The sequence below is a fragment of the Leisingera aquaemixtae genome (genome assembly GCF_001458395.1).
Classification (GTDB): Bacteria; Pseudomonadota; Alphaproteobacteria; order Rhodobacterales; family Rhodobacteraceae; genus Leisingera; species Leisingera aquaemixtae.
Genome location: NZ_CYSR01000031.1, coordinates 105336 through 131218 on the forward strand (window position 1 = coordinate 105336; position 25883 = coordinate 131218).

Genomic DNA, 25883 nt, shown 5'->3' on the forward strand with positions numbered 1-25883 from the left:
GCCGCCGGCCTGCTGCAAGCCGGTTTCCCGGTTCAACCCTGGGTGATGGCGGGGAAACGCTCCTGGCTCGCCGGCAGGGCGGCGGTTTCCGGCGGGCGGAAGCTGACCATGCTGGCACCGTTCTGGATCGCCGATACCTTGCAGATCAGCGGCGTGCCATCGCGCAACTGGACGCGGGACCACCAGGCCTCCCGCCCTTTGTAACCGGCAACAAAATCGCGGATCTCACCCCAGACGGGGGTCGGGGCGGCGGTATTCTGCCAGACCCGGCTGGCATCCATAATTGATACTTTGGCAAAGCTCGCCTCAGGGTCCATCTGCCACAGGCTGCCATAGGCGGTGTTGCAGAAAGTCATGGTGCCGTCGCTGGCAAAGACTGCGATCGCCTCGTCCATCTGGTCCAGGATCGACTGCCCCATTTCCAGCTCTGAGCGGAACTGGCGGGTGAGGGTCACTTCGGCGGTGATGTCCTCGAACAGGAAGGCGATGGCACCGTCCGGATGAGGGCGGCCAGACACCTTGTAGACGGAGCCCGACGGCAGCGACCAGGTTTCCTGGTACCGGCCTTCGGCAGCGGCTTCCAGCAGGTCGGCCATCTGGTGGCGCCAGCTGGAATAGCTTTTCGGTTCCGGCATCATCCGCTGATCGCGCAGGCGATCAAAGAAGGTCAGCAGGTTGGGCCGCGAGCTGAGGAAGTTGGCGGGCAGGGCGGTCAGGTCGATCAGAACCGGGTTGAACAGAACCAGCTGCCGGTTGCGGTCAAAGATCGCGAGGCCAATCGACAGCTGCGCAAAGGTCTTGGCCAGCGTCTGGACAAAATTGCGCTGGGCCACCTCAGCATCGACCACAGCGTTCACGTCGACCGCATGGCACAGCCAGCCGGCCTCGGTTTCGGTGGTCGAGACGTTATACCACAGCTTTTTCTTGCTTTCCGGCAGCGGGATGGAGATCCGCTCAGGCTTGCCGCTGGTCATCGGGTCGTGCAGATCGGTGAACAGGGGGTCGGCAAAATCCGCGTTCCGGCCGCGGATTTTCTGGCTGAGGTTGTCATAGGCAAGGTTGGACCAGGTGACGTTGCCCTCTTCCGATTGTAGCCAGACCGGGTAGGGCGCCTGATGCACCGCGGCGCGCAGGGTGGTCAGTTCCTGATCAAGGGATTTGTTCTGCTCCTCCAGGGCGCTGCGGCGCAGCTGCACCCGGGTCACCCCGTCAATCCATTCGCAATGCGCCTCGCGGCTTTCGGCAGCGGCAGTGCCGGACAGGACCAGCGGGCCGACGTCCTTGAGGAAACCCGGCGATTGCGGCAGGCCCGGATAGCTGCGGGCCAGCTGATCGCGCAACATGCTCCAGTCAAAGTTTTCGGCCTGATCGCCAATGAACTTGCGCGCGCCGGAGGACCAGCCGATCAGGCTGTTGTCGTCAAACAGGAACACGGCATCGGTACGGCCATCGGTGGCCAGCAGGTCGTGCGCCATGCCGCGGCGGCGGGGCGTTGGCGACAGCCACCAAACCGCGGCGGCAGCCGTTGCAGCGCACAGCGCCGCCAGTACAAACCATTCGATCGAAGCGAAGTCCTGCATCTCGTCCTGCCCAGTTCAGCTCTCGTTTACCCGCATGGTTCCCCAATAATGGTTAAATGAAGTTTAATTGGTTGCCCAAAAGTGAATAGTTAAATTTCTAAAGGTATATTTTTCCCAATGACAGGGCCGCCGTCCTCCATTGCGTCGATTTTTTTGCGCGGCCAGGCCACCTCGACAATGGCGCCGCGGCGTTCGCGGAAGGGGCTGAGGGTCTGGAACGGGTCAGTGCCATTCGCAAACCTCAGCTGGGCGCCGGTGCGCTGAAGCAGGGTTTTGGCGATGAACAGCCCCAGCCCCATGCCTTCGTATTCCGGTCTCTGCTTCAATTCGCTTTCCCCGCGGCGTCTGCGCACGAAGGGGTCGCCGATCCGGCCCAGCAGCTGCGGCGGGAAGCCCTGGCCGTCATCGCAAATGCGCAGGATGATCCGGTCGTCGTTCCAGGCTGCATCAATCCAGACGGTGGACCGGGCAAAATCGACGGCGTTTTGCACCAGGTTGCGCAGACCGTGAATGATCTCGGGCTTTCGCAGCACGGTTGGCTGCTGGAAATCGCCGCCTTCCAGCGGTTCCTCATGATAGATGACCGTCTTGCCCCGGTTCATATGCGGCTCTGCGGCCTCGGTCACAAGGGTGGAAAACGGCGCTTGGCGCAAGTGCAGGTCGTCCTTGCCGGCCCGGCCCATGCTGCGCAGGATATCGCGGCAGCGGTCGGCCTGCTCGCGGATCAGGGCGGCGTCCTCGCGCAGGTCGGGGCGGTCGTCCAGTTCCTCGATCAGCTCGGCGCTGGCGAGCTTGATGGTGGCCAGGGGGGTGCCCAGCTCATGCGCCGCGGCCGCCACAACACCACCCAGATCGGTTAGTTTCTGTTCGCGCGACAGCGCCAGCTGGGTCGCGCTCAGCGCATCCGACATAGACCGCATCTCGTTACTGACACGGAAGGAGTAGGCGCCGATGAACAGGATGGCGATCACAATGGCGATCCAGTTGCCGAAAATAAACACATCAGGGATACGCAGGATAAAACCCTGTTCGGTCCGCAGCGGCAGGTGAAATTCGGCCATCAGCGTGACCAGGATAATAGCCGTGGCACCGATGATAAGGGTGGAGCGCAGACCCATCACCGCAGCGGAGATGGTGACCGGGCCCAGCACCAGCAGCGCAAAGGGGTTGTTCAGTCCGCCTGTCAGATACAGCAGGAAGGCCAGCTGCAGCAGGTCGAACAGGACCATCAGGAAATTCTCGAACTCTGTCAGGCGCTTGTTTTCCGGGAAGGCAAAGATGGCGATCAGGTTGCCCGCCGCCGAAATGCCGATGGCCAGGTAGCACAATGCCAGCTCCAGCTGCAGGTTGAAGCGGTGCTGCGCCACCGCGATGGCGGTGATCTGCCCGGCAATCGCCACCCAGCGCAGCAGAATCAAGGTCCGCAGCCGGATCCAGTGGCTGTGCTCATGGCCGCTCATCAGCCTGAAAATGCGATCGCTCATAAGGTCCGCTGCTCCCGCAGATGTGACGCCGTGCGCCAGTTGCATCGGCTGTATTTCTTGATAGGTCTGGCGCCGCAAACGTTCAACAATCCTTCCTTACCGAAAAGTGCAATCTCATGACCCGCGTGTATGCTCTTCTTGCCGTTGCTTTTGTTGCTGCCCTTGTGGGCGGCGCCTGGTTTCTGACACGCGGAGGCAACGGGGGTGACAAATTCGCACAGTGCCGCAGCAGCCAGATCGCCGGCGGGACGGATACCATCGGCGGGGCGTTTGAGCTGATCAATTCCCGGGGCGAGACGGTGACCGACAAGGATGTGATCACCGAACCATCGATCGTCTACTTCGGATATACCTTTTGCCCGGACGTCTGCCCGATGGATGCAGCCCGCAATGCGGATGCCGTCGATCTGCTGGCGGAGCGCGGCATCAGCGTGACGCCGGTGTTCATTTCGATCGACCCCGACCGCGATACACCTGAAGCGGTTGGCGATTTCGCCGCAAACCTGCATGAGAAAATGATCGGGCTGACCGGCTCGCTGGAGCAGGTCAGGGCGGCCAGCAAGGCCTATAAGACCTATTTCAAGAAGAATGAGGGCGACGAGGATTACTACCTGGTCGACCATTCCACATTCTCGTATCTGGTGCTGCCTGAGGAAGGCTTTGTCGAGTTTTTCCGCCGCGACGAAACGGCAGAGCAGATGGCCGGCAAGGCTGCCTGTTTCATAGAAAAAATCTGAACCGCGATAGCTGTTTGACCTTTCCCCTTGCCCGGACATATTCTTGCGTGAACTGAAAAACTTCGCGGAGGACCGGGCATGGCCGAAACTGCTCTGCAGGACATTGGACCCGATAAATCGCTGCTGCTGGTCGATGATGACGAGCCGTTCCTGCGGCGTCTGGCCAAGGCAATGGAGAAACGCGGCTTCGAGGTGGAAACCGCGGGCTCTGTTGCGGCTGGCAGCGCCATTGCAACCGCCCGCCCGCCGGCCTATGCGGTTGTCGACCTGCGGCTGGAAGACGGTAATGGCCTGGATGTGGTCGAGGTTCTGCGCGAAAAACGTCCCGACAGCCGGGTGGTGGTGCTGACCGGTTACGGCGCCATTGCGACGGCGGTGGCCGCGGTGAAGATCGGCGCAACCGATTACCTGTCCAAGCCGGCCGATGCCACCGACATCATGAATGCGCTCTTGGCCACAGAGGATGAGCTTCCGCCGCCGCCGGACAACCCGATGAGCGCGGACCGGGTGCGCTGGGAGCATATCCAGCGGATCTATGAGCTGTGCGACCGCAACGTGTCAGAAACCGCCCGGCGGCTGAACATGCACCGGCGCACGCTGCAGCGGATCCTGGCCAAGCGCAGCCCGCGCTGAGCCTTACAGCTGTATCATCAGTTCCGCATGGCGCCCCAAGAATGCCATGCGGGTTTCGACCGGCGGACGCAGCACGATTTCCAGCCCGTCCACGATCTCCGGTTTCGGCGTGCCGAAGAACCGGCTGGCTTCCTTCTCCTGAAATCCGGCGATCTGCACCGCCTCCATCCAGGCGCTTACCTTGTCCGCGCGCTTGATCTGCGCTTTGACCGTCTTGGGCAGCGCCGCGGGCAGCCCGAACCGCAGATGAATGGCCGTGGTCAGCCTCTGGTCCAATTCGCCATAACCCGCTCCCACTGCGGCTTTGACCGGAGAGATCATGTCACCGATCACATATTCGGGGGCATCGTGCAGCAGCGCCGCCAGCCGCCATTTAACCGGCGCCTTGGGGTACATCCGGGAAAAGATGTCTTCGACCAGCAGCGAGTGCTCTGCGACCGAATAGGCAAAATCCCCGCGGGTCTGACCGTTCCATCGCGCCACAAAGGCCAGCCCGTGGGCGATGTCCTCGATCTCTATGTCCACCGGCGTCGGGTCCAGCAGATCCAGCCGGCGGCCGGAGAGCATGCGCTGCCAGGCGCGGGCGGGTTTGGCGGGCATGGGGTGTGTCCTGTCGCTGCGGTTCCTCTTTGACTACCTCCTGAACAGGCTTCGGGCAATGCTGTGAACCATGTCCTGTTCACGGCCGGGACACGGGTGAAAACCCAGTGTTTATAAGCTGTGAATTTGAAACCGCCCCATTCAGACCCAATATTATAAGGGTATAAGGGGCTCCGCCCCCTCGCGCGGCAAACCCCTTTTGTGACGTGACTCACATAACGGAAAGGAGTTTGTCATGTTCAAACGTCTGCTTGGTGTTTCTTTGCTTTTCGGCATGGCCGCGACCGCGCCGCCTGCGCTGGCTGCCAGCTGCGGCGACCGCGAGGTGATGACCGAGAAGCTGGCAAGCGGGTATTCCGAGCGGCTGACCGCCGGCGGTTTGCAGAAAGGCCGGACCGAGGCCACTGTGATCGAGGTCTGGGCGTCGGATGAAACCGGGACGTTCACCGTTCTGGTTACCCATGCAAACGGGATCAGCTGCGTCGTCGCAACCGGATCCTCGTTCTTCCACATTGCGGACAAAGCGCCGGACCCGGGCACGCCAAGCTGACACAGCCAGCGTGACAGGCTATCCCCCCACAGCCTGACCGACCACAAAAAGCCAGAGCCTTCGGCTCCGGTTGCGGGTATCTTCGTTGAATATCAACACATGCAGTGTTAGGCCCTGCAGCAAGTGTACTCGTAACCGGAATGGAGCAGACTATGGCCGGGGATTATATCGTCAAAGACATCGCGCTGGCCGGCTTTGGCCGCAAGGAGCTGGATATCGCCGAAACGGAAATGCCGGGCCTGATGGCCCTGCGCGAGGAATACGGCGCAAGCAAACCGCTGAAGGGCGCGCGCATCGTCGGCTCGCTGCACATGACCATTCAGACCGCAGTTCTGATTGAAACGCTGGTGGCGCTGGGCGCAGATGTGCGCTGGGCCTCCTGCAACATCTTCTCGACCCAGGATCACGCCGCCGCGGCAATTGCTGAGGCCGGCATCCCGGTCTTTGCCATCAAGGGCCAGACCCTGGAAGAGCATTGGGATTACCTGGACAAGTCGTTCATGTTCCCTGAAGGTGCCAACCTGATCCTGGACGATGGCGGCGATGCCACCCTCTATGTGCTGCTGGGCGCGCGTGCCGAAGCCGGCGAGGACATCATCCCGGTGCCGCAGTCCGAAGAGGAAGCGGTCATCAAGGCGCAGATCAAGAAGCGCATGGAAGCCTCCCCGGGCTGGTTCACCAAGACCCGCGATGCGATCCTGGGCGTGTCCGAGGAAACCACCACCGGCGTCCACCGCCTGTATGATCTGCAGAAGAACGGCCAGCTGCCGTTCCCGGCGATCAACGTGAACGACTCCGTTACAAAATCGAAGTTCGACAACAAATACGGCTGCAAGGAATCGCTGGTCGACGGCATCCGCCGTGCCACCGACACCATGATGGCCGGCAAGGTTGCCGTGGTCTGCGGCTATGGCGACGTGGGCAAGGGCTCCGCGGCCTCCCTGCGCGGCGCCGGCGCCCGTGTGAAAGTCACCGAAGCCGACCCGATCTGCGCCCTGCAGGCCGCAATGGACGGTTTTGAAGTGGTGCTGCTGGAAGATGTCGTGTCCTCCGCCGATATCTTCATCACCACCACCGGCAACAAGGATGTGATCCGCATCGAGCACATGCGCGAGATGAAGGATATGGCGATTGTCGGCAACATCGGCCACTTCGACAATGAGATCCAGGTGGCCAGCCTGCGCAACCACAAGTGGACCAACATCAAGGAGCAGGTGGATATGATCGAGATGCCCTCGGGCAACCGCATCATTCTGCTGTCCGAAGGCCGCCTGCTGAACCTGGGCAACGCGACCGGCCACCCGTCGTTCGTGATGTCGGCCTCCTTCACCAACCAGGTGCTGGCCCAGATCGAACTGTGGACCCGCGGCGATAACTACGAGAACCAGGTTTATATCCTGCCCAAGCACCTGGACGAGAAAGTCGCCCGCCTGCACCTGGGCCGCATTGGCGTCAAGCTGACCCAGCTTAGCGCCGAACAGGCCGCCTACATCGGCGTCAAGCCGGAAGGCCCGTTCAAGCCGGAGCATTACCGCTACTGAGCATTCAGTTTCCGATGCAATGAAAAGCCCCGCCATTTGGCGGGGCTTTTTCGTTATACCGAGTGGTCCGGTCTGTTTTGGTAACGGCAAAACAGAAGGCGGCAAAAGGTTCCATGCGGGTGGCTGATTGAGGGTATCTTTTTCGTGATGGAACAGCTTGAGGCGGTGCTGCGTTGTCTCAGCATCAACAACTTCAGGCTGAGGAGAATCTGTCATGAAAATCGAAATGAAATCAAACGCCCGTATGCTGGTAACCGCTGCCGCCGCCGCGCTGGTGGCTGGTGCCGGGATTGCAGCTGAAAACGGTTCCTTCGCGACTGCCGAAGCCGAACTCATTCTCGCGTCCAGTGACGACGGCGTTGGCGCATCGGCCGGTGTCGAAACGTCTCCGTCGCGCGGCAACGAAGGCGAGGGCACCGTTCTGGACGAAGCCGGCGCTGCTGACTCCGTTACCGAAACCACTGACAGCGATCCTGCCGGCGCCTCCGCTGGCGTCGACCGCTCCCCCTCGCGCGATGGTACCGAGGGCACTGAGCCGGTTGCGGGCGCGGACATCAGCGAAACCGCAGAATCGACCAATTCCCCCGCGCTTCCCAACACTGAAGGCGCAATGGACATCCGCGCCATGACAGTTGGAGAACTGGTCGGCAAGAACGTGCTGAGCGCCTCTGATGCCGATGTCGGCGAAATCGATTATGTGATCATGCACGACGATAAACTGTCCGGTGTCGTTGGGGTCGGCGGCTTCCTGGGTATGGGCGAACACTCGGTCGCAATCCCCCTGACCGACTTCGAGGTGACCAAGAACGGGCAGCTGCGGCTGACCGCACAGTCCGAAGCAGAGCTGAAGGCGATGCCGGAAATTGACGAAAACGCAATTGAACCGGTGAAAAGCGAGGTCATTCTCGGCGACTATATGTAAATTTCCCGGCGGGGCGTCTCAGCTAGAGACGCCCCATTTCTCAGTTGCAGGCCGGTCTGCAGCACTCAGCGCAGCTTCCCGCCAGTTGCATACTTCCGGTTGAACCTCTGGGCACTCATTCGCGGGTGCTTTTGTTTTAGCTCACATTGTCCGGGTTATTGCTTTGCGGAATCGTACTGCCGGCCGCTATACAGGAGTCACCGGCCAGGACGGCCAGGAACCAGATTTTCATACGCGTGTGGTGGATTGGAGCACGCGGGGTGGAAGGGAAGGTCCTGCTTGTCCGCAGGTCCTTCCCTTTTTGGTTTCAGAACAAGGTCAGAACCAGACCGGCCGCCGCGCAGGCCAGCGTGGCATACCCGCCATCAATCAGCGTCAGCTTCACCGGCCGCATTCCATACATATTGTTCAGGGCAATCCATGGGCTGATGAAAAACAGGCCGATGCCTGCTCCGCCGATCAGACCGGCACCCAGTGTTTCGATGCCGGACAGGCTGAAAACATGCCGCATCATGCCCGCCACAATCAGTTGCAGGACAAAAGCCATGGCAAAGATCATCGGGCTTTGGCCGCCTTTTGGCTTACCGGTCTCGTCGCATTCCACGCCAGAGGCTTCGACCCAGGGCTTGGCCAAAGCGCCGTAGTAAACTGCCCCCAGCACAAAGGCCGCAGCCGCCGCCGCGATCACACTCAGAAATTCCATGATGCTCCCTTCAATGGTTCCCGCCGCTTGAGAGCAGAGTGGCAGATCAGCCGGGATCTGTCTCCCCCAGCGCGCAGACAGCGGCCCACTCCGCCTCGCTCACTGGCTGCACCGACAGGCGGGAGTTTTTGACCAGCACCATCTCTTCCAGCCGCGGGTCAGCTTTGATCTGATCCAGGCTTACCGGCTTGGCAAAGGGGCGCACCGCCTTGATATCGACGCATTCCCAGCGGTCGTCCACGGTGGTGCTGTCCGGGTGCGCCTCTGCGCAGACCTCGACGATGCCGACCACGGATTTCTCTTTTTGCGAGTGATAGAAGAACCCGCGGTCGCCGATGCTCATTTCGCGCATGAAGTTGCGCGCCTGGTAGTTGCGCACGCCGTCCCATTCCTCACCCGCTTCGCCTTTGGAGATCTGGTCGTCCCAGCTCCAGGTGGAGGGTTCGGATTTGAACAGCCAGTAGCGCATCAGCCGATAACTTTCTTCCAGGTGATCAATTCGACAGCTTCAAAGAGGCCGGCCTTGTTGTAAGGGTCATTTGCCGCCCAAGCCTCACCTGCCGCCATGTCTTCAACGTCCAGAATAACCAAGGAGCCGGCCATATTACCATCCTGATCCAGCAGCGGGCCTGCCTGCGCCACTGCGCCAGTGTCATTGATATAGGCCAGATGGGCGTCACGGTTATCCAGCCGGGTCTGCAGATGGCCGGGTTTGTCGCGGGCGATCAATGCAATAAGCATTTTATTCCTCTTTTAACGGTCTTTTAAGTAAAAGAGCCGCCGCCTCGGAAATGGTCAAGCGCTGATCGAGCAAATTGGTTACCGTCTGCGTGATCGGCATCTCCAGCTGCATCTTCCGGGCGTGTTCCGCCACCGCATGCGCAGTTGCGGCGCCTTCGACCGTGATAGAGGAATCAAAGGCCTCGCCGCGCCCGATCGACAGGCCCAGCCGGTAGTTGCGGGACAGGTCTGATGTACAGGTCAGCGTCAGATCGCCAAACCCGGACAGCCCTGCCATCGTTTCGGCCTTGGCGCCGCAGGCCAGTGCCATGCGCTGCATCTCGGCATAACCCCGGGTCATCAGCGCGGCGCGGGCGCTGTCGCCCAGCCCGGCACCAATCACCGCACCGCAGGCAATCGCCATAACATTTTTCAACGCCCCGCCCAGCTCTGCGCCGATGGTATCGGTGGTGCGGTAGAGGCGCAGGTTGGCAGTGGACAGCTGCTGCTGCAGCGCTTTGCCCAGGTCCGCGCCGCCGCAGGCCAGCGTTAGCGCGGTTGGCAGGCCGCGCGCGATATCCGCCGCAAAGCTCGGCCCGGTCAGCAGCGCCGCCGGGGATTCTGGCAGAACTTCCTGAATAACCGAGACCGGACCAAGCCCGGTGTGCAGCTCAATACCCTTGCAGCAGGCGACCAGGGTTTTCCCTGACAGATGCGCCTTGTGCTGTCGCAGGACGCTGCGCAGCTTTTGCATGGGCATCGCCAGCAGAAGAACCTCAGAGCTGCAGGCCTGCGCAATATCAGCAGTGGCGGTGAGGGTTTCCGGCAGGTCAGCACCGGGCAGCCGGACCTCATTCCGGCGGCTGTCCTGCATGGCTTTGGCGTGGTCTGTATCGCGCGCCCACAGCGTCACCGGCCCGTTGCCGGCCAGTGAAATCGCGAGCGCAGTGCCAAAGGCGCCGGACCCCAGAACAGAAACGCTCATGCCTTGGCTCCTTTGCGGCCCGACCCGATCAGCGCCGGGCTGCTCTGGTCCAGCGGCCAGCGGGGGCGGGCGGTCAGGTCCAGACCATCGCGCGCACCGGATTTGAAACGCTCCAGCCCGGCATAGGCGATCATAGCAGCATTGTCGGTGCACAGGCGCAGCGGCGGCGCGGTGAAGGCGGCGCCAGCCTCGTCGCAAACAGTCTCTAACGCGGCGCGAATGGCGGTATTTGCTGCAACACCGCCTGCAACGGCGACGGTCGGCGTCCCGGGCTGTTCTTCCAGATACAGGCGGAGGGCGCGGCGGGTTTTCTCTGCCAGCGTATCCACAACGGCAGCCTGAAATCCGGCACACAGATCGGCCCTGTCCTGGCGGGTCAGACCGCCTTTTTCCGCCACGATCTGATCGCGCATCCGCATCAGGGCGGTTTTCAGACCGGAGAACGACAGGTTGCAATCCGGCCGGTCCAGCAAAGGCCGCGGGAAGCGGAACCGCTTGGGATCACCGGTTTCGGCTTCGGCCTGCACCGACGGCCCGCCTGGCTGCGGCAGGCCCAGCAGGCGGGCGGTCTTGTCAAAGGCCTCGCCGGGGGCGTCGTCGATGGTGCCGCCCAGGCGGGTGAAATCCTCCGGCCCGCGCACCAGCAGGTACTGGCAATGCCCGCCGGAGACCAGCAGCATCAGATAAGGATAGGCAATCCCGTCGGTCAGCCGCGGAGTCAGCGCGTGGCCCGCCAGATGGTTGACCCCAATCAGCGGCAGGCCCGTCGCGGCGGCGATCCCCTTGGCGCACATCACGCCCGACATCACCCCGCCGATCAGCCCCGGGCCGGCGGTTACGGCGACAGCATCAATGTCCTTCAAACTTAATCCGGCCTCCGCCAGTGCATCGCGCACGCAGATGTCCAGCTTCTCGGCATGGGCGCGCGCGGCGATCTCCGGCACCACGCCGCCAAAGGCGCAGTGCAGCTCTGTCTGGCCGAATACGACTGAAGACAGAACCTCGGGCTGCGCGCCCCCGGCCTGCCGCACCACTGCGGCGGCAGTGTCGTCACAGCTGCTTTCCAGCCCCAGAATGGTCAGGGTCTTTGTCATGGTCTTACCGTTGCATCGAATTGCCGCCGGGGCTACCACCTATGAGGCCTGCAAACAATCCCGGGAGCCCCGCGATGGTGCCTTTGCTGATGACACGCCCGCTGGCAGCGGCAGAGCGGTTTGTGGCCGGCCTGCCCGAAGCGGCGCGTGCCGGACTGAAAGTCGTCTATGCGCCGCTGATGGAGATCCAGGCAGCGCAGGCGCCGGTCCGGCTGGAGGGTGTGAAGGGCGTGATCTTCACCTCCGCCAACGGGGTGGAGGCCGCTTCACGTGAAACTGCCGCGCGCTTGCCCGCCTACTGCGTGGGCGAACGCACCGCCCAGGCCGCAGCGGAGTCGGGCTGGACGGCATCCTGCCTGGGCCATTGCGCCGGGGAACTGGTTGCGGCGCTGCTCAGCCGGCGCCCTGAGGCACCGCTGCTGCATCTGCGCGGCGCCCATGCCCGGGGCGGTATCTCTGGGAGGCTCACAGACGGGGGGATCCCCTGCCGCGAGCAAATCCTGTATGATCAGGTGCTTCTGCCGCTGACCAGCGAGGCCAGGGCGTTGCTTGCTGCGCAAACGGATGTAATCGTGCCGCTGTTCTCTCCTAGAACGGCGCATCATTTTGCTGACCTGTGCGGGGAAGCGGCGCATTTGCATCTGATTGCTCTGAGCCCTGCGGTCGCAGAACCGCTGAAAGGCTTGAATTGCAAGACGTTGCGGGTCAGTAAGTCGCCGGATGCTGCGGCTGTGGCAGCTGCTGTCCTTGATGCCGCAGCGCAACTGTCGCAGCTTGAGGGGGAGCGGCGCGCAGAGTAGTGTCCAGCGTGTTCGCAGGAATGAATTTTTAGGAATCGAGGGGGAGGCCGGCGTGGCTGACAAGAAAACTCCGGAAGACGTGACTGAGCCTGGCCCCGGCGAAATCAAGCCGGCCGGCGAAACCACGGAAACGCCCGAACAGGATATGACCGAGGATCAGGCGGAAGGGGCGGTTGACACGCCCGAGGATAAAGTTTCCCCGCTTTCCGAGACCGAGACCGAGACCGAGACCGAGACCGAGACCGAGACCGCATTTGTGTCTCCCTTCGAAAGGGAAACCCCGCAAGAAGACACGCCGGCTGAAACGCCGGAGGCTGCCGCGGCACAAGCGTCGCCGCGCGAAATCGAACGGGTTGTGGAGAAACGCGGCGGCTTCGGCGCAGCCCTTCTGGGCGGCGTGGTGGCTGCGGGTATCGGCTTTGTGGCTGGCCAGAGCGGCTGGCTCGACAGCGTCCTGCCGCCGTCGCTGCAGGGAAACAGTGCGGATCTGGCCGCGTTGCGGGCCAGCCAGTCGGAGATGCAGGCAGCGCTTGCTTCGCTGCAGCAGCAGCTAGAGGGCAGCCGCGCCCCGGACCTTGCACCGCTGTCCGAACGCGCCGACGCCCTGGCCGCAGAGATTGCGGCGCTGAGAGAGGCGCAGACCGCGCAGGCCCCGGATGAGGCGCTGCGCGGGGATCTGGAGGCCTTGGCCGGCCGTGTGTCCGCATTGGAAACCCGGCCGCTGGAAGGCGCAACGCCCGAAGCAGTAGCTGCGTTTGAGGCAGAGCTGGGCAAGCTGCAGGACAGCCTTGCAGCGCAGCGCGCCGAAATTGATCAGAAGCTGGCCGAAGCGGAAGACATGGAAACCGCCAGTGCCGAAGCCGCCCGCATCGCCAGCGCCCAGACCCAGCTGGCGCAGCTGCGGTCTGCCTTGGACAGCGGCAACAGCTATGACTCCAACGTGCAGCAGCTTGAGCTTCTGGGCGTTGAGGTTCCGTCCGCGCTCTCCGGGCCGGCGGAAACCGGCGTCGCCACGCTGACGGCCCTGCGCGACGGCTTTGCTCCGGCCGCCCGCGAGGCGCTGGCAGCTGCCCGGGAAGAAGCAAAAGGCGGCGGCAGCCTGATGGATTATGTGAACCGCCATCTTGGCGCCCGTTCCGTTGCGCCGCGCGACGGCGATGATCCGGATGCCATCCTGTCCCGGGCCGAGGCCGCCGTGGCTGCAGGCCGGATAGAGGAGGCGCTGACCGAAGTGTCGGCGCTGCCGGAAACAGCCCGCGCTGCCCTGTCCGGCTGGGAAGCGGCGGCAAACGCGCGGGTGGCAGCGGTGAACGCTGCTGCTGATCTGGCCCAAAGCCTGCAAGCCAAATAAGGAAGCCGCCATGCTCTGGTCGTTGTTGAAGATCCTCGTATTTGTCGCGATTGTCGCGCTTCTGGCATTTGGCGCGGGCCTTTTGATGGAAACCGCCGGCGGGGTGCAGATCACCGTTGCCGGCACCGAATACACCCTCAGCGCTCTGCAATCGGTCATCGCGCTGGGCGTGCTTGTTGTTGCGCTTTGGCTGTTTCTCAAGCTGCTGTCGCTGCTGGTGGCCACGCTGCGGTTCCTGAACGGGGATGAGACCGCCCTGTCGCGCTATTGGGACAAGGGGCGCGAGCGCAAGGGCTACCGGGCGCTGTCGGAAGGTCTGATGGCGCTGGCTTCCGGTGAGGGGCGGCTGGCCCTGGCCAAGGCGGCGCGGGCGGAGAAATACCTTCAGAACCCTGAGCTGACGGATCTGCTGGTGGCGCAGGCCGCGGAGATGAGCGGCGACACCCACAAGGCGGCGGATGCGTACAAACGCCTGCTGTCGAACCAGCAGACCCGGTTTGTCGGCGTGCGCGGGATCATGAAGCAGAAGCTGTCCCAAGGCGACACCGACACTGCCCGCCAGCTGGCCGAGAAGGCGCTGGCGCTGCGACCCAAGCATGAGGAAGTGCAGGACACTCTCCTGCGTCTCCAGGCGCAGGCCGAGGATTGGGCCGGTGCCCGCAAGACGCTGTCGACCAAGCTCAAGACCGGCACTCTGCCGCGTGATGTCTACAAGCGGCGCGATGCGGTTCTGGCGCTGTCGGCCTCCAAGGGTGTCATTGACGAAAACGCCACGATCGAGCAGCGCGAGCAAGCGATCGAAGCCAACCGGCTGTCGCCCGATCTGGTGCCTGCCGCGGCGATGGCGGCCCGTGCCTATCTCGCCAAGGGTAAGAAGCGCCCGGCGGTGCGGCTGCTGAAAAAGACTTGGCAAAGCCAGCCGCATCCCGACTTGGCCCATGCCTTTGCCGAGGTCGAGCCGGACGAAAGCGCCGCCGAGCGCGTCGCGCGCTTTGACCAGCTGGCCCGGCTCAACCCGCAGGATGATGAAACACGCCTGGTGATGGCGGAGCTGAATATCGTGGCCGAGGACTTCCCCGAGGCCCGCCGCTGGCTGAGCGACCTGACGGAACGCGCACCGGACGCCCGGGCGCTGACGCTGATGGCGGCGATTGAGCGCGGCGAAGGCGCGGATGATAAGGTCGTGCAGGGCTGGCTGGCCAGGGCGCTGACCGCTCCGCGGGGGCCGCAATGGGTTTGCAGCAACTGCAACCACATCCATGCCGAATGGGAGCCGGTTTGCGAGCATTGCACCAGCTTTGATACCCTGTCCTGGAAGCGTCCGGAAACGCCAGAAGTGGCAAGCCACGCAGCGGCCTACATGCTTCCGCTGATCACTGGCGTGCTGGGCAGCAAGCAGGCTGACACGGCGGATGATGCGGAAGAAGCAGACTTCGCGGAACCCGTCCCGGACGCTGATGGGGACGTGGAACCGGAGCAGCAGGACGCGGTAAAAGAACCGAACTGATACTTCAGGAAAGAACTGCGAACGGCGGGGGGGCTTCCCTGCCGTTCTGCCGTTTTCTGGCGCAGGCCATAGAGCGTCGCGCACAGCATTACCGGGCCGGAAAGGCCGCAGTGCCGTTCTGTAGACTGTTTAGATAGTGCAGGGGAATGGTGCCCAGGAGAGGACTCGAACCTCCACGTCCATACGGACACTAGCACCTGAAGCTAGCGCGTCTACCAATTCCGCCACCTGGGCAGGTGTCGTGAAACCGGCGTATAAGCTGGTTCGCAAGGGGCGTCAAATGGAAAACGGCGGGGTGGCCGGTTATCCGCGCGGGGCCTGATTGAAGCCGCCTAGCGCTGCACCGAGAAATTCATTTTCCCGGCTACAAATGTCAGAAACCTGGTCCAGGCCAGCTCTGCTTCGGTACTCCAGTCCGGACCAAGCGTTTCCGACAGGGCGCCGGTGAAACTGGTGATGAAGCCCCTGAAATGCGCATCCCGCACCTCCCGCTTGCGGTGCTTCTCCCCCTGCTGCCTGAGGATCTCATCCAGCCGTGCGGAATCGTCCAGCGCCTCGGCCACATGGGTCAGGATGGCCAGCAGCTTTTCCTCCTGCCGGGTCATGTCGCGGGAAAACAGGGGGCGGACTTCGGGGCAGGCGGCAAAGAACTTGGCGTAAAAGGCGGCGGCGAAAGCGTCAAGATCCATCCGCTCGCTCTCGAAGCTTTTGCGGACCAGGGACTTATCCTGTGCGCTGACCATTGGAACCTACCTCCTCAGCAACCGCCGAAACGCGTGTTTCGGGTACATCAATTTCCCTTAACAGGGCGAGGCTGAAGGCCGGGTTAACCAAACTGGCCAATTTCACGGAAGTTGTTAACGCTGCTTGCGGATTCAGCGCCCATTGTGGCGGCAATCCCAAGTTTTGCGCCTTGTTTGACGCCCGTTGCGGCGCTAAGGCATAAGGGCAGCTAAGTTCAGGAGCCAAAAGATGTCCAAACTGGTCACGATCTATGGCGGATCCGGTTTCGTGGGCCGCTATATTGCGCGGCGCATGGCCAAGGAAGGCTGGCGTGTACGTGTGGCAGTGCGCCGTCCCAATGAAGCCATGCATGTGAAGCCCTACGGTGTTCCGGGCCAGGTGGAGCCGGTGTTCTGCAATGTCCGCGACGACATGTCCGTGGCCGCGGTCATGCGGGGTGCGGATGCAGTGGTGAATTGCGTGGGCGTGCTGAACGAGCTGGGCAAGAACACATTTGGCGCCGTTCATGCCGAAGGCGCGGGCCGCATTGCCCGCATCGCGGCGCAGGAGGGCGTTGCCAGCCTGGTGCAAATCTCGGCAATCGGTGCTGATGCGGACGCGAACAGCGCATATTCCCGCACCAAGGCTGCAGGCGAAGCGGCAGTGCTGGAGCATTTCCCGGGTGCTGTTATCTTGCGTCCTTCGGTGATCTTCGGGGCCGAGGACGAGTTCTTTAACCGCTTTGCCGGCATGACCCGCCTGTCGCCGGTTCTGCCGATTGCCAGCGGGGACACCCGGTTTCAGCCGGTCTACGTCGATGATGTGGCCAAGGCTGCTGTCATGGGGGCCACGGGCGCGTCAGAGGGCGGTATTTATGAGCTGGGCGGCCCCGAGGTGAAAAGCTTCCGCGAGTTGATGGAGCAGATGCTGGCGGTGATCCACCGCCGCCGCCTGATCCTGTCGCTGCCGCGGTTTGCTGCCTGGCTGGTGGCCTTTGGTTTCGACATGCTGCAGGCCGCAAGCTTCCAGCTGATCTCAAACAAGGTGCTGACCCGCGATCAGCTGCGGAGCTTGAAATCGGACAACGTTGTGTCCGAGGGCGCCAAGGGATTCAGCGATCTGGGCATCAGCCCGGTCAGCCTTGAAGCGGTTCTGCCGGACTACCTGTGGAAATTCCGCCCCTCCGGCCAATATGACGAGATGACCAACTCGGCCCGCAACCTGCGCAACGGCGCCTGATCGGCCAATCGCCACAAGAACTTGAAAGCGCGGGGATTTTCCCGCGCTTTTTTGTTTCCGGCTCAGCTGCTGTAGGCGATGGCGAGCAGGATGCTCCCCAGGATCACCCGATAGATGACATAAGGCGTGAAACTGACAGAACGCAGCAGCCGCATCATCAGGCTGAGCGCGGCCAGCGCCGACAGCATGGCAAGGGCTGCTGCAATCGCTGCGTCGCGCATCAGGGCGGTATCGGCCTCCAGCGCCACCTCGGTTCCCAGGAGCACCCCGGAGGCGATGATCGTGGGGATCGACATCAGCATGGCGATGCGGGCGCCGTCTTCGCGGGTATAGCCCAGCTGGCGCGCGCCGGTGATGGTGATGCCGGAGCGCGAGGTGCCGGGGATCAGCGCCAGCATCTGCCATAGCCCCATGATCAGGGCATCACGCAGGCCCCAGTCGCCGGCCTGTTTCACCTCGGCGCCCTTCTGGTCGGCCCAGTACAAGACCAGCCCGAAGCCCAGCATGGTCCAGCCGATCACCGTGATCGACCGCAGCGCATCGCTGAGGCCGGTGAAATGCAGCACCGCACCGAACAGAACCGTCGGGATGGTGGCGATGATCAGCCCCATGGCGAGGCGTGATCCCGGCGTGTCCGTGCGGCCGGTCAGGGCGCGGGGCAAGCCCGCAAGGCCCTCGCGCACGTCGCTCCAGAAATAGATCATCACGGCGGCCAGGGTGCCGATATGAACCGCGACGTCGATCACCTGGCCCTGGTCGTCCAGCCCGGTCAGCCCGGGCAGCAGAATCAGGTGGCCAGAGGAGGAAATGGGCAGGAATTCGGTAATGCCCTGGATCAGTGCAACCAGGATCAATTGGAAAAGCGGCATCCTGAAATCATCCTTTGCTGGCCGCGAATGGGCCGAAATCAGTCGTGACTCTGTATAAATCCCGCCTCCGGATTGGGAAGCGCATATTAAGGTCCGTTGCGGACCTAAAATTTCTGTACATTTCCGTTGAACACGGTATCAGAAGTAAAGCGCTGGCAAAATAGGTCAGCACAGTTGACATAAAGCGTGCCAGTACCTGAAAAGGTGCTTCCGCAGCCAGACAAACGATGGAGTCCAGCCCGTGGCCAAGCAACCGATGCTGAAATTTGTGCAAATCGAACGCGACATGCCTCAAAAGCGTGACGCGAGTGTACGCAAGGAAGACTTCAATGAGATTTACGCGGAGTACGCTGCTGCCAAGGCCGAAGAACAGGCCAGCCGTTGCAGCCAGTGCGGCGTGCCGTATTGCCAAAGCCACTGCCCGCTGCACAACAACATTCCCGACTGGCTGCGCCTGACCGCAACCGGCCGTCTGGAAGAGGCCTATGAGGTCAGCCAGTCCACCAACACCTTCCCGGAGATCTGCGGCCGCATCTGCCCGCAGGACCGCCTGTGCGAAGGCAACTGCGTGATCGAGCAGTCGGGCCACGGCACCGTGACCATCGGCTCGGTCGAGAAATACATCACCGACACCGCCTGGGAAAACGGCTGGGTCAAACCCGCCGCGCCGCTGGCCGAGCGCAGCGAGAGCGTTGGCATCATCGGCGCCGGCCCCGGCGGCCTGGCGGCGGCGGATATGCTGCGCCAGGCTGGTATCCAGGTTACCGTCTATGATCGCTATGACCGGGCCGGCGGGCTGCTGATGTACGGCATCCCCAGCTTCAAGCTGGAAAAGGACGTGGTCGAGCGCCGCAACAAGCTACTGGCCGACGGCGGCGTGACCTTCAAGCTGAACTGCAACGTGGGCGAGGACATCTCGTTTGACGAAATCCGCAGCCAGCATGACGCAGTAATCATTGCCACTGGCGTCTATAAATCGCGCGATCTGGCGATGCCGGGCAGCGGCTCGGAAGGGATCGTCAAGGCGATCGACTTCCTGTGTGCGTCGAACAAGAAAAGCTTTGGCGACGATGTTGAGGAGTTCGACAACGGCAGCCTGAACGCACAAGGCAAAAAGGTTGTCGTGATTGGCGGCGGCGATACCGCGATGGACTGCGTGCGGACCTCGATCCGCCAGGGTGCGACCAGCGTCAAATGTCTCTACCGCCGCGACCGCGCCAATATGCCGGGCTCGCAGCGCGAGACCCAGAACGCCGAGGAGGAAGGCGTGGTCTTTGAATGGCTGTCGGCGCCCAAGGGCTTCACCGATGACGGCGGCAAGGTTGCCGGCGTGATGGTGCAGAAGATGCGCCTGGGTCAGCCGGATGCTTCGGGCCGTCAGGCGCCGGAAGTGATCGAAGGCGCGGACTACGTGGAAGAGGCCGATCTGGTGATCAAGGCTCTGGGCTTTGAGCCGGAAGAGCTGCCTGCCCTGTGGAACCAGCCGGAACTGCCGGTGACCCGCTGGGGCACCATCAAGGCGGCGTTCCAGACCGGCGCCACCGAGTTGGACGGCGTCTATGCGGTGGGTGACATCGTGCGCGGCGCGTCGCTGGTGGTCTGGGCGATCAAGGACGGCCGCGACTGTGCCGAAGCGATCATCGGGAAGTTCAACAGCAAGGCCGCGGTGGCCGCGGAATAACCCGGCACCCACCGTACACCGCCTGTGCACCCCCTGTGCACCGGCGGGCAGCTAAACAGCAGCGCCAAGGTCAGCCTTGCTGACCCAGCCAGCAAAGGACAATGGACATGAGCGAATTGCAGGGACAGTGCATGTGCGGCGCAGTGAGCGTGACCGCAACGCCGGTTCAGGCGTCCGTGACCGCCTGCCATTGCAGCATGTGCCAGCGCTGGGCCAGCGGCCCGTTCCTCAGCTTCCAGGCCGACACCGGCTATGCGGCGCTGGGCCCGGTGCGGACCTATCAGTCCTCGCAGTGGGCGGAGCGCGCGTTTTGCGGCGAGTGCGGATCGGTGCTGTGGTACCGGATGACCGCGCCGGGCAAGATGCACGGTCAGACGCAGATGTCGGCGGGCCTGTTTGAGAACGCGGGCGGCACCGAGCTGAAGCTGGAATTCTTCATTGACGACAAGCCCGCAGGCTATGCCTTTGCCGGCGCCCACCGGCGGATGACCGGCGAGGAATGCCGCGCCATGTTTGCCGAAACCGCTGAAGGAGAGGCCTGAGGCCCGCCCGGCCCCCTGCTGACTGCCATGCCGCTGATGATCCGCAAATCCCTCCGTCAGGCGATGTTCCGCCTGAGATCCCGCCGCCTCCACGCGGATGCGGCGGTGGAGATCCGTGCGCTGGAAGGGCGCGGCGAGGGCGGCATGATCGTGTTCACCAGCTATCACGCCAATGCCGCCAAACGCGGGTTGCTGGAGTTTGCCGCCAGCGCCTCGGACGGCCGTGCGCGGCACTGCATCTTTGTCACCGACCGCCGCCAGGGCTGGTTCCAGGGCGAGGGGGTTGCGGCGGCGATCCTGCGGGTTGTGTCTGGCTATGTCCGGCGCCACGGTCTGCGCCGCCTGATGACGGTTGGGGTGTCGATGGGCGGATACGGGGCGCTGTCTTTTGCCGCGGAGCTGGGCGCAGGCCGCGCCCTGGCGCTGGCGCCGCAATACTGCCCGCGGCCCGCAACCTTTCCTTCGGACCGCCGCTGGATCGAGGCGCGCAGCCGGATCACGGAGTTCAGCCGCCCGGCGCTGGATCAGGCGATGGGCGGCCAGGTGCAGTACACCCTGCTGCATGGCCGCCATAATGCTGAGGACGCGCAGCATTGGCAGGCCTTCCCGCAGGGGCCAGGCATCCATCATTACCTGGCGGACCGCGACAGCCACGATGTTATCGACCCGCTGCGTGACGCGGGCATCCTTTACCCGGTGATCGGCGCCGTCTGGCAGGACGATCAGGACCGGGTGAAGACCCTAATGCAACGGATCCGCGCGGTGCCCCGCGCCTGGGGCGAACGCGCCCTGGATCCGCAGACTCAACCGGCCGCAGCGGCTTGCTGCGCCATCAGTTAATCGGAGAACGTCATGACCAAATTTGATGCCGCGTGGGTCAAGGCCGAGGAAGCCAAGCGCAAGTGGATGGCCGAGAACGGTCTCTATTCCGAGGAAGAAGAACATTCGTCCTGCGGTGTGGGGCTGGTGGTTTCGGTCCACGGCAAGAAAAGCCGCAAGGTGGTTGAGGCCGGCATCAACGCGCTGAAAGCGATCTGGCATCGCGGCGCAGTGGACGCCGACGGAAAGACCGGCGACGGTGCGGGCATCCATGTGCAGATCCCGGTGCCGTTCTTCTATGACCAGATCCGCCGCACCGGCCACGAGCCCCGCCAGAATGAGCTGATGGCGGTCGGCCAGGTGTTCTTGCCGCGCACGGATTTCGGCGCTCAGGAGCGCTGCCGGACCATCGTGGAAACCGAAGTTCTGCGCATGGGCTATTCCATCTATGGCTGGCGCCACGTGCCGGTGGATATCACTTGCCTGGGCGAAAAGGCCAATGCCACCCGTCCGGAGATCGAGCAGATCCTGATCTCCAACGCCAAGGGCGTGGACGAGGAAACCTTTGAGCGCGAGCTTTATGTGATCCGCCGCCGGATCGAGAAGGTGTCCTCGGCGGCCGGCATCTCGGGCCTTTATATCGCGTCGCTGTCCTGCCGCTCGATCATCTACAAGGGCATGATGCTGGCGGAGCAGGTGGCGGTGTTCTATCCGGACCTGATGGACGAGCGGTTCGAGAGCGCCTTCGCGATCTATCACCAGCGCTACTCCACCAACACCTTCCCGCAGTGGTGGCTGGCGCAGCCGTTCCGCATGCTGGCCCATAACGGCGAGATCAACACGCTGAAGGGCAACCTGAACTGGATGAAGAGCCATGAGATCCGCATGGCGTCTTCGACCTTTGGCGACTATGCCGAGGACATCAAGCCGATCGTGCCGGGCGGCGCGTCCGACTCCGCCGCGCTGGACGGCGTGTTCGAGGTTCTGGTGCGCGCGGGCCGATCGGCGCCGATGGCCAAGACCATGCTGGTGCCGGAAAGCTGGTCCAAGCAGGCGGTCGAACTGCCGCAGGCCTGGCGCGACATGTATTCCTACTGCAACTCCGTGATGGAGCCCTGGGACGGCCCCGCGGCGCTGGCGATGACCGACGGCCGCTGGGTCTGCGCGGGCCTGGACCGCAACGGGTTGCGCCCGATGCGCTATGTGGTGACCGGCGACGGTCTGGTGATCGCGGGGTCCGAGGCGGGCATGGTGCCAATCGAAGAGGCCAGTGTGGTTGAAAAGGGCGCGCTGGGCCCGGGCCAGATGCTGGCCGTCGACATGGAAAAGGGCAAGCTGTTCCGCGACACCGAGATCAAGGACAAGCTGTCCCGCGCACTGCCGTTCGGCGACTGGGTCAAGCGGATCAACGATCTGGATACAACCCTGGCCAGCGTCACCGAGCAGCCGCTGTTCAGCGGCGAGGAGCTGCGCCGCCGCCAGGTTGCGGCCGGTTATTCGATCGAGGAGCTGGAGCAGATCCTGGCACCGATGGCCGAGGACGGCAAGGAAACGCTGGCCTCGATGGGCGATGACACGCCCTCTGCCGTGCTGTCCAAGATGTACCGCCCGCTGAGCCACTTCTTCCGCCAGAACTTCAGCCAGGTGACCAACCCGCCGATCGACAGCTTGCGCGAGTACCGGGTGATGTCGCTGAAGACCCGGTTCGGCAACCTGAAGAACGTGCTGGACGAGGACAGCTCCCAGACCGAGATCATCGTGCTGGAAAGCCCCTTTGTCGGCAATGCCCAGTGGGATGAGCTGGTAAAGCAGTTCAACGCGCCGCTGGCCGAGATCGACTGCACCTTTGCCCCCGGCAAGGGCGCGTTGAACGCGGCTCTGGCGCGGATCCGGGCCGAGGCCGAGGAGGCCGTGCGCTCCGGCGCTGGCCATATCGTGCTGACCGACCAGCATTCCGGGCCTGAAAAGGTCGCGATGCCGATGATCCTGGCGACCTCGGCCGTGCATTCGCATCTAACCCGCAAGGGCCTGCGCACCTTCTGCTCGCTGAACGTGCGGTCCGCCGAATGTATCGACCCGCATTATTTCGCGGTGCTGATCGGCTGCGGCGCCACCGTGGTGAACGCCTATCTGGCCGAGGATTCGCTGGCGGACCGCATTGAGCGCGGGCTGCTGGACGGCAGCCTGACCGAAAACGTCGCGCGCTACCGTGAGGCCATCGACCAAGGCCTGTTGAAGATTATGGCGAAGATGGGGATTTCGGTGGTGTCCTCCTACCGCGGCGGCCTGAACTTTGAGGCGGTGGGCCTCAGCCGCGCCATGTGTGCCGAGTACTTCCCGGGCATGACCAGCCGGATTTCCGGCATCGGTGTGACCGGTATCCAGACCAAGGCAGAAGAAATCCACGCCAAGGCCTGGAAGGCTACGGAAGGCATTCTGCCCATCGGCGGTTTTTATAAAGCGCGCAAGTCGGGTGAGACGCACGCCCGGGAAGCGACCTCGATGCATATGATGCAGATGGCCTGCAACCGCGCCTCTTACGAGCTGTGGAAACAGTATTCGGCGAAGATGCAGTCGAACCCGCCGATCCATCTGCGCGACCTGTTGCAGATCAAGCCGCTGGGCAAGCCGGTCCCGCTGGAGGAAGTGGAGAGCATCACCGCGATCCGCAAGCGCTTTGTGACGCCGGGCATGAGCCTGGGCGCGCTGTCGCCCGAGGCGCACAAGACCCTGAACGTCGCGATGAACCGGATCGGCGCCAAGTCCGACTCCGGCGAGGGCGGCGAGGATCCGGCGCACTTCGTGCCTGAGCCGAACGGTGATAACCCGTCTGCGAAGATCAAGCAGGTGGCGTCGGGCCGCTTTGGCGTGACCGCCGAGTATCTGAACCAGTGCGAAGAGCTGGAGATCAAGGTGGCCCAGGGCGCCAAGCCCGGCGAAGGCGGCCAGCTGCCGGGGATGAAGGTCACCGACCTGATTGCCCGCCTGCGCCACTCCACCAAGGGCGTGACCCTGATTTCGCCGCCGCCGCACCATGATATCTACTCGATCGAGGACCTGGCGCAGCTGATCTATGACCTGAAGCAGATCAACCCGCGCTGCAAGGTGACGGTGAAGCTGGTGGCGTCCTCCGGCGTTGGTACCATCGCCGCGGGCGTTGCCAAGGCAAAGGCCGACATCATCCTGATCTCGGGCCACAACGGCGGCACCGGGGCGTCGCCTGCGACTTCGATCAAATATGCGGGCCTGCCGTGGGAGATGGGCCTGACCGAAGCGCATCAGGTGCTGGCGATGAACAACCTGCGCGAGCGGGTGACGCTGCGCACCGACGGCGGTCTGCGCACCGGCCGGGACATCGTGATGGCGGCGATGCTGGGCGCCGAGGAATACGGCATCGGCACCGCGGCGCTGATCGCGATGGGCTGCATCATGGTGCGCCAGTGCCAGTCCAACACCTGCCCGGTCGGCGTCTGCACCCAGGACGAATCCCTGCGCGCCAAGTTCACCGGGAACGCGGATAAGGTGGTGAACTTGATCACCTTCTACGCCCAGGAAGTGCGCGAGATCCTCGCTTCCATCGGCGCCCGCAGCCTGGACGACGTGATCGGCCGGGCCGACCTGCTGGCGCAGGTCTCGCGCGGCTCTGCCCATCTGGACGACCTGGACCTGAACCCGCTGCTGATCACCGTCGATGGCTCCGCCAACATCGTCTACAACCGCGACAAGGGCCGCAACGAAGTGCCGGATACACTGGATGCGGAGATCGTGCGCGACGCCGCCCGCTTCCTGCAGGATGGCGAGAAGATGCAGCTGTCCTATGCGATCCAGAACACCCACCGCTCCGTGGGCACCCGCACCTCCAGCCATATCGTGCGCAACTTCGGCATGCGGAATTCGTTCCAGCCGGACCACCTGACGGTGAAACTGCAGGGTTCTGCCGGTCAGGCGCTGGGCGCCTTTGCGGCGCCGGGGCTGAAGCTGGAAGTGTCGGGCGATGCCAATGACTATGTCGGCAAGGGCCTGTCGGGCGGCACCATCGTGGTGCGCCCGCCGCAGGTAAGCCCGCTGGTGGCCTCGGAAAACACCATCATCGGCAACACCGTGCTGTATGGCGCCACCGATGGCTACCTGTTTGCGGCGGGCCGTGCGGGCGAACGCTTTGCGGTGCGCAATTCCGGCGCCAAGGTGGTGATTGAGGGCTGCGGCTCCAACGGCTGCGAATACATGACCGGCGGCGTTGCGGTGATCCTTGGCACCATCGGCGCCAACTTCGGTGCGGGGATGACCGGCGGCATGGCCTATCTCTATGACCCGGAGGGCAAGGCCGCGACCCTGATGAATAAGGAATCGCTGGTCACCTGTCCGGTCACCGTGGCGCATTGGGAGGCGGAGCTGAAAAGCCTGATCGAACGCCATCAGCAGGAAACCGGCAGCCGCAAGGCCGCGGAGATCCTGCAGCATTGGGACATCGAGAAGGGCAACTTCCTGCAAGTCTGCCCGAAGGAGATGCTCGACAAGCTGGCGCATCCAGTGATGCAGGAGCAGGCTGCCGTTCCCGCGGAGTAAGCCTGGCTAGAGACAAAAACCGAACCCCGCAGGCGCAGGCTTGCGGGGTTTTCTGTGCCTGCGGGCCGCGTCCTGCCGGAAACCACTCTTCTTCTGGCCGGAAATATCCCGGGGTGAATTGAGCCGCAGGCTCAAGAGGGGCAGCGCCCCTCCCCGCGCCCCCGAAAACTCCGGACCGGCAGATTGCGGCAGCAAGGCAACTGACCCTTTGTGAATGCCCCCCAGCCGTCCTATAGA

Annotated in this window: 23 protein-coding genes and 1 tRNA gene; 13 read left to right on the forward strand and 11 right to left on the reverse strand. The window is 63.2% G+C overall.

Translation table 11 applies throughout. The features are described from left to right. Nucleotides 1–32: 32 nt before the first annotated feature. Both PHA8399_RS17425 and regB read right to left on the reverse strand, forming a co-directional pair. Nucleotides 33–1580 (reverse strand): PAS-domain containing protein, encoded by a 1548-nt coding sequence (locus PHA8399_RS17425; protein WP_058287391.1) that lies wholly within the window; start codon nucleotides 1578–1580, stop codon nucleotides 33–35. Between the two features lie 89 nt (nucleotides 1581–1669). Beyond that, the gene (regB, locus tag PHA8399_RS17430; protein ID WP_058287392.1) at nucleotides 1670–3064 is read right to left on the reverse strand and encodes a sensor histidine kinase RegB; all 1395 of its coding nucleotides are present in this window, start codon (nucleotides 3062–3064) and stop codon (nucleotides 1670–1672) included. A 116-nt stretch (nucleotides 3065–3180) separates the two neighbouring features. Here regB and PHA8399_RS17435 point away from each other — a divergent pair, with 116 nt between their 5' ends. Both PHA8399_RS17435 and PHA8399_RS17440 read left to right on the forward strand, forming a co-directional pair. Beyond that, the gene (locus PHA8399_RS17435) at nucleotides 3181–3801 is read left to right on the forward strand and encodes an SCO family protein (protein ID WP_058287393.1); all 621 of its coding nucleotides are present in this window, start codon (nucleotides 3181–3183) and stop codon (nucleotides 3799–3801) included. A gap of 78 nt (nucleotides 3802–3879) precedes the next feature. After that, entirely contained in the window at nucleotides 3880–4434 is a 555-nt protein-coding gene (locus PHA8399_RS17440; RefSeq protein ID WP_027235894.1) for an ActR/PrrA/RegA family redox response regulator transcription factor, read from the forward strand. Nucleotides 4435–4437: 3 nt separating this feature from the next. Here PHA8399_RS17440 and PHA8399_RS17445 read toward each other — a convergent pair whose 3' ends face one another. Then, the gene (locus PHA8399_RS17445; protein WP_058287394.1) at nucleotides 4438–5034 is read right to left on the reverse strand and encodes an HD domain-containing protein; all 597 of its coding nucleotides are present in this window, start codon (nucleotides 5032–5034) and stop codon (nucleotides 4438–4440) included. A 235-nt stretch (nucleotides 5035–5269) separates the two neighbouring features. Here PHA8399_RS17445 and PHA8399_RS17450 point away from each other — a divergent pair, with 235 nt between their 5' ends. The 3 genes from PHA8399_RS17450 to PHA8399_RS17460 all read left to right on the forward strand — a co-directional run bounded on the left by PHA8399_RS17450 (nucleotide 5270) and on the right by PHA8399_RS17460 (nucleotide 8047). Further along, nucleotides 5270–5584, forward strand: coding sequence for a hypothetical protein (locus PHA8399_RS17450; protein WP_058287395.1), 315 nt, complete (start codon nucleotides 5270–5272; stop codon nucleotides 5582–5584). A gap of 152 nt (nucleotides 5585–5736) precedes the next feature. Continuing rightward, entirely contained in the window at nucleotides 5737–7125 is a 1389-nt protein-coding gene (gene ahcY, locus PHA8399_RS17455) for an adenosylhomocysteinase (RefSeq protein ID WP_058287396.1), read from the forward strand. A 214-nt stretch (nucleotides 7126–7339) separates the two neighbouring features. After that, nucleotides 7340–8047 (forward strand): PRC-barrel domain-containing protein, encoded by a 708-nt coding sequence (locus tag PHA8399_RS17460; protein WP_058287397.1) that lies wholly within the window; start codon nucleotides 7340–7342, stop codon nucleotides 8045–8047. Nucleotides 8048–8354: 307 nt separating this feature from the next. Here the strand turns inward: PHA8399_RS17460 and PHA8399_RS17465 are convergent, their stop codons facing one another. Genes PHA8399_RS17465 through tsaD form a run of 5 tightly spaced genes read right to left on the reverse strand, consistent with a single transcriptional unit; the run spans nucleotide 8355 to nucleotide 11549 of the window. Then, nucleotides 8355–8750 carry a DUF1761 domain-containing protein gene (locus PHA8399_RS17465; protein WP_058287398.1) on the reverse strand — a complete coding sequence of 132 codons (396 nt, stop codon included), beginning with the start codon at nucleotides 8748–8750 and terminating at the stop codon, nucleotides 8355–8357. Nucleotides 8751–8796: 46 nt separating this feature from the next. Continuing rightward, nucleotides 8797–9219 carry an EVE domain-containing protein gene (locus tag PHA8399_RS17470; RefSeq protein ID WP_058287399.1) on the reverse strand — a complete coding sequence of 141 codons (423 nt, stop codon included), beginning with the start codon at nucleotides 9217–9219 and terminating at the stop codon, nucleotides 8797–8799. Continuing rightward, entirely contained in the window at nucleotides 9219–9491 is a 273-nt protein-coding gene (locus PHA8399_RS17475; protein WP_019295350.1) for a YciI family protein, read from the reverse strand. Before PHA8399_RS17475 ends, PHA8399_RS17470 begins: the two co-directional genes overlap by 1 nt. 1 nt (nucleotide 9492) lies before the next feature. Then, nucleotides 9493–10455, reverse strand: coding sequence for an NAD(P)H-dependent glycerol-3-phosphate dehydrogenase (locus tag PHA8399_RS17480; protein WP_058287400.1), 963 nt, complete (start codon nucleotides 10453–10455; stop codon nucleotides 9493–9495). After that, nucleotides 10452–11549, reverse strand: a complete 1098-nt coding sequence (tsaD, locus tag PHA8399_RS17485; RefSeq protein WP_058287401.1) for a tRNA (adenosine(37)-N6)-threonylcarbamoyltransferase complex transferase subunit TsaD — start codon at nucleotides 11547–11549, stop codon at nucleotides 10452–10454. The genes PHA8399_RS17480 and tsaD overlap by 4 nt, the downstream gene beginning before the upstream one ends. A gap of 89 nt (nucleotides 11550–11638) precedes the next feature. On the opposite strand from tsaD, the gene PHA8399_RS17490 reads away from it, so the two are divergent. Genes PHA8399_RS17490 through PHA8399_RS17500 form a run of 3 tightly spaced genes read left to right on the forward strand, consistent with a single transcriptional unit; the run spans nucleotide 11639 to nucleotide 15207 of the window. Then, complete coding sequence (locus tag PHA8399_RS17490) at nucleotides 11639–12349, forward strand: uroporphyrinogen-III synthase (RefSeq protein WP_342027523.1); 711 nt, start codon at nucleotides 11639–11641, stop codon at nucleotides 12347–12349. Nucleotides 12350–12401: 52 nt separating this feature from the next. Beyond that, a complete protein-coding gene (locus tag PHA8399_RS17495; RefSeq protein ID WP_058287403.1) occupies nucleotides 12402–13700 on the forward strand; it encodes a COG4223 family protein in 1299 nt (432 codons plus the stop codon). A 10-nt stretch (nucleotides 13701–13710) separates the two neighbouring features. Further along, nucleotides 13711–15207 carry a heme biosynthesis protein HemY gene (locus tag PHA8399_RS17500; RefSeq protein WP_058287404.1) on the forward strand — a complete coding sequence of 499 codons (1497 nt, stop codon included), beginning with the start codon at nucleotides 13711–13713 and terminating at the stop codon, nucleotides 15205–15207. A 147-nt stretch (nucleotides 15208–15354) separates the two neighbouring features. On the opposite strand, the gene PHA8399_RS17505 is transcribed toward PHA8399_RS17500, so the two are convergent. Both PHA8399_RS17505 and PHA8399_RS17510 read right to left on the reverse strand, forming a co-directional pair. After that, nucleotides 15355–15441: transfer RNA gene (locus PHA8399_RS17505), tRNA-Leu, on the reverse strand. Nucleotides 15442–15539: 98 nt separating this feature from the next. Then, the gene (locus PHA8399_RS17510) at nucleotides 15540–15950 is read right to left on the reverse strand and encodes a globin domain-containing protein (RefSeq protein WP_058287405.1); all 411 of its coding nucleotides are present in this window, start codon (nucleotides 15948–15950) and stop codon (nucleotides 15540–15542) included. Nucleotides 15951–16179: 229 nt separating this feature from the next. Between PHA8399_RS17510 and PHA8399_RS17515 the strand changes: the two genes are divergently transcribed. Next, nucleotides 16180–17169, forward strand: a complete 990-nt coding sequence (locus tag PHA8399_RS17515) for a complex I NDUFA9 subunit family protein (protein WP_058287406.1) — start codon at nucleotides 16180–16182, stop codon at nucleotides 17167–17169. A 62-nt stretch (nucleotides 17170–17231) separates the two neighbouring features. Here the strand turns inward: PHA8399_RS17515 and PHA8399_RS17520 are convergent, their stop codons facing one another. Continuing rightward, the gene (locus PHA8399_RS17520) at nucleotides 17232–18038 is read right to left on the reverse strand and encodes an undecaprenyl-diphosphate phosphatase (protein ID WP_058287407.1); all 807 of its coding nucleotides are present in this window, start codon (nucleotides 18036–18038) and stop codon (nucleotides 17232–17234) included. A 241-nt stretch (nucleotides 18039–18279) separates the two neighbouring features. On the opposite strand from PHA8399_RS17520, the gene PHA8399_RS17525 reads away from it, so the two are divergent. From PHA8399_RS17525 to gltB, 4 genes are all read left to right on the forward strand, one after another. Continuing rightward, nucleotides 18280–19719, forward strand: a complete 1440-nt coding sequence (locus tag PHA8399_RS17525) for an NAD(P)-dependent oxidoreductase (protein WP_058287408.1) — start codon at nucleotides 18280–18282, stop codon at nucleotides 19717–19719. 107 nt (nucleotides 19720–19826) lie between these two features. Then, complete coding sequence (locus PHA8399_RS17530) at nucleotides 19827–20261, forward strand: GFA family protein (protein WP_058287600.1); 435 nt, start codon at nucleotides 19827–19829, stop codon at nucleotides 20259–20261. A 27-nt stretch (nucleotides 20262–20288) separates the two neighbouring features. Continuing rightward, entirely contained in the window at nucleotides 20289–21101 is an 813-nt protein-coding gene (locus tag PHA8399_RS17535) for a hypothetical protein (protein WP_058287409.1), read from the forward strand. A 12-nt stretch (nucleotides 21102–21113) separates the two neighbouring features. After that, the gene (gene gltB / locus PHA8399_RS17540; RefSeq protein WP_058287410.1) at nucleotides 21114–25646 is read left to right on the forward strand and encodes a glutamate synthase large subunit; all 4533 of its coding nucleotides are present in this window, start codon (nucleotides 21114–21116) and stop codon (nucleotides 25644–25646) included. Nucleotides 25647–25883 lie beyond the last annotated feature (237 nt).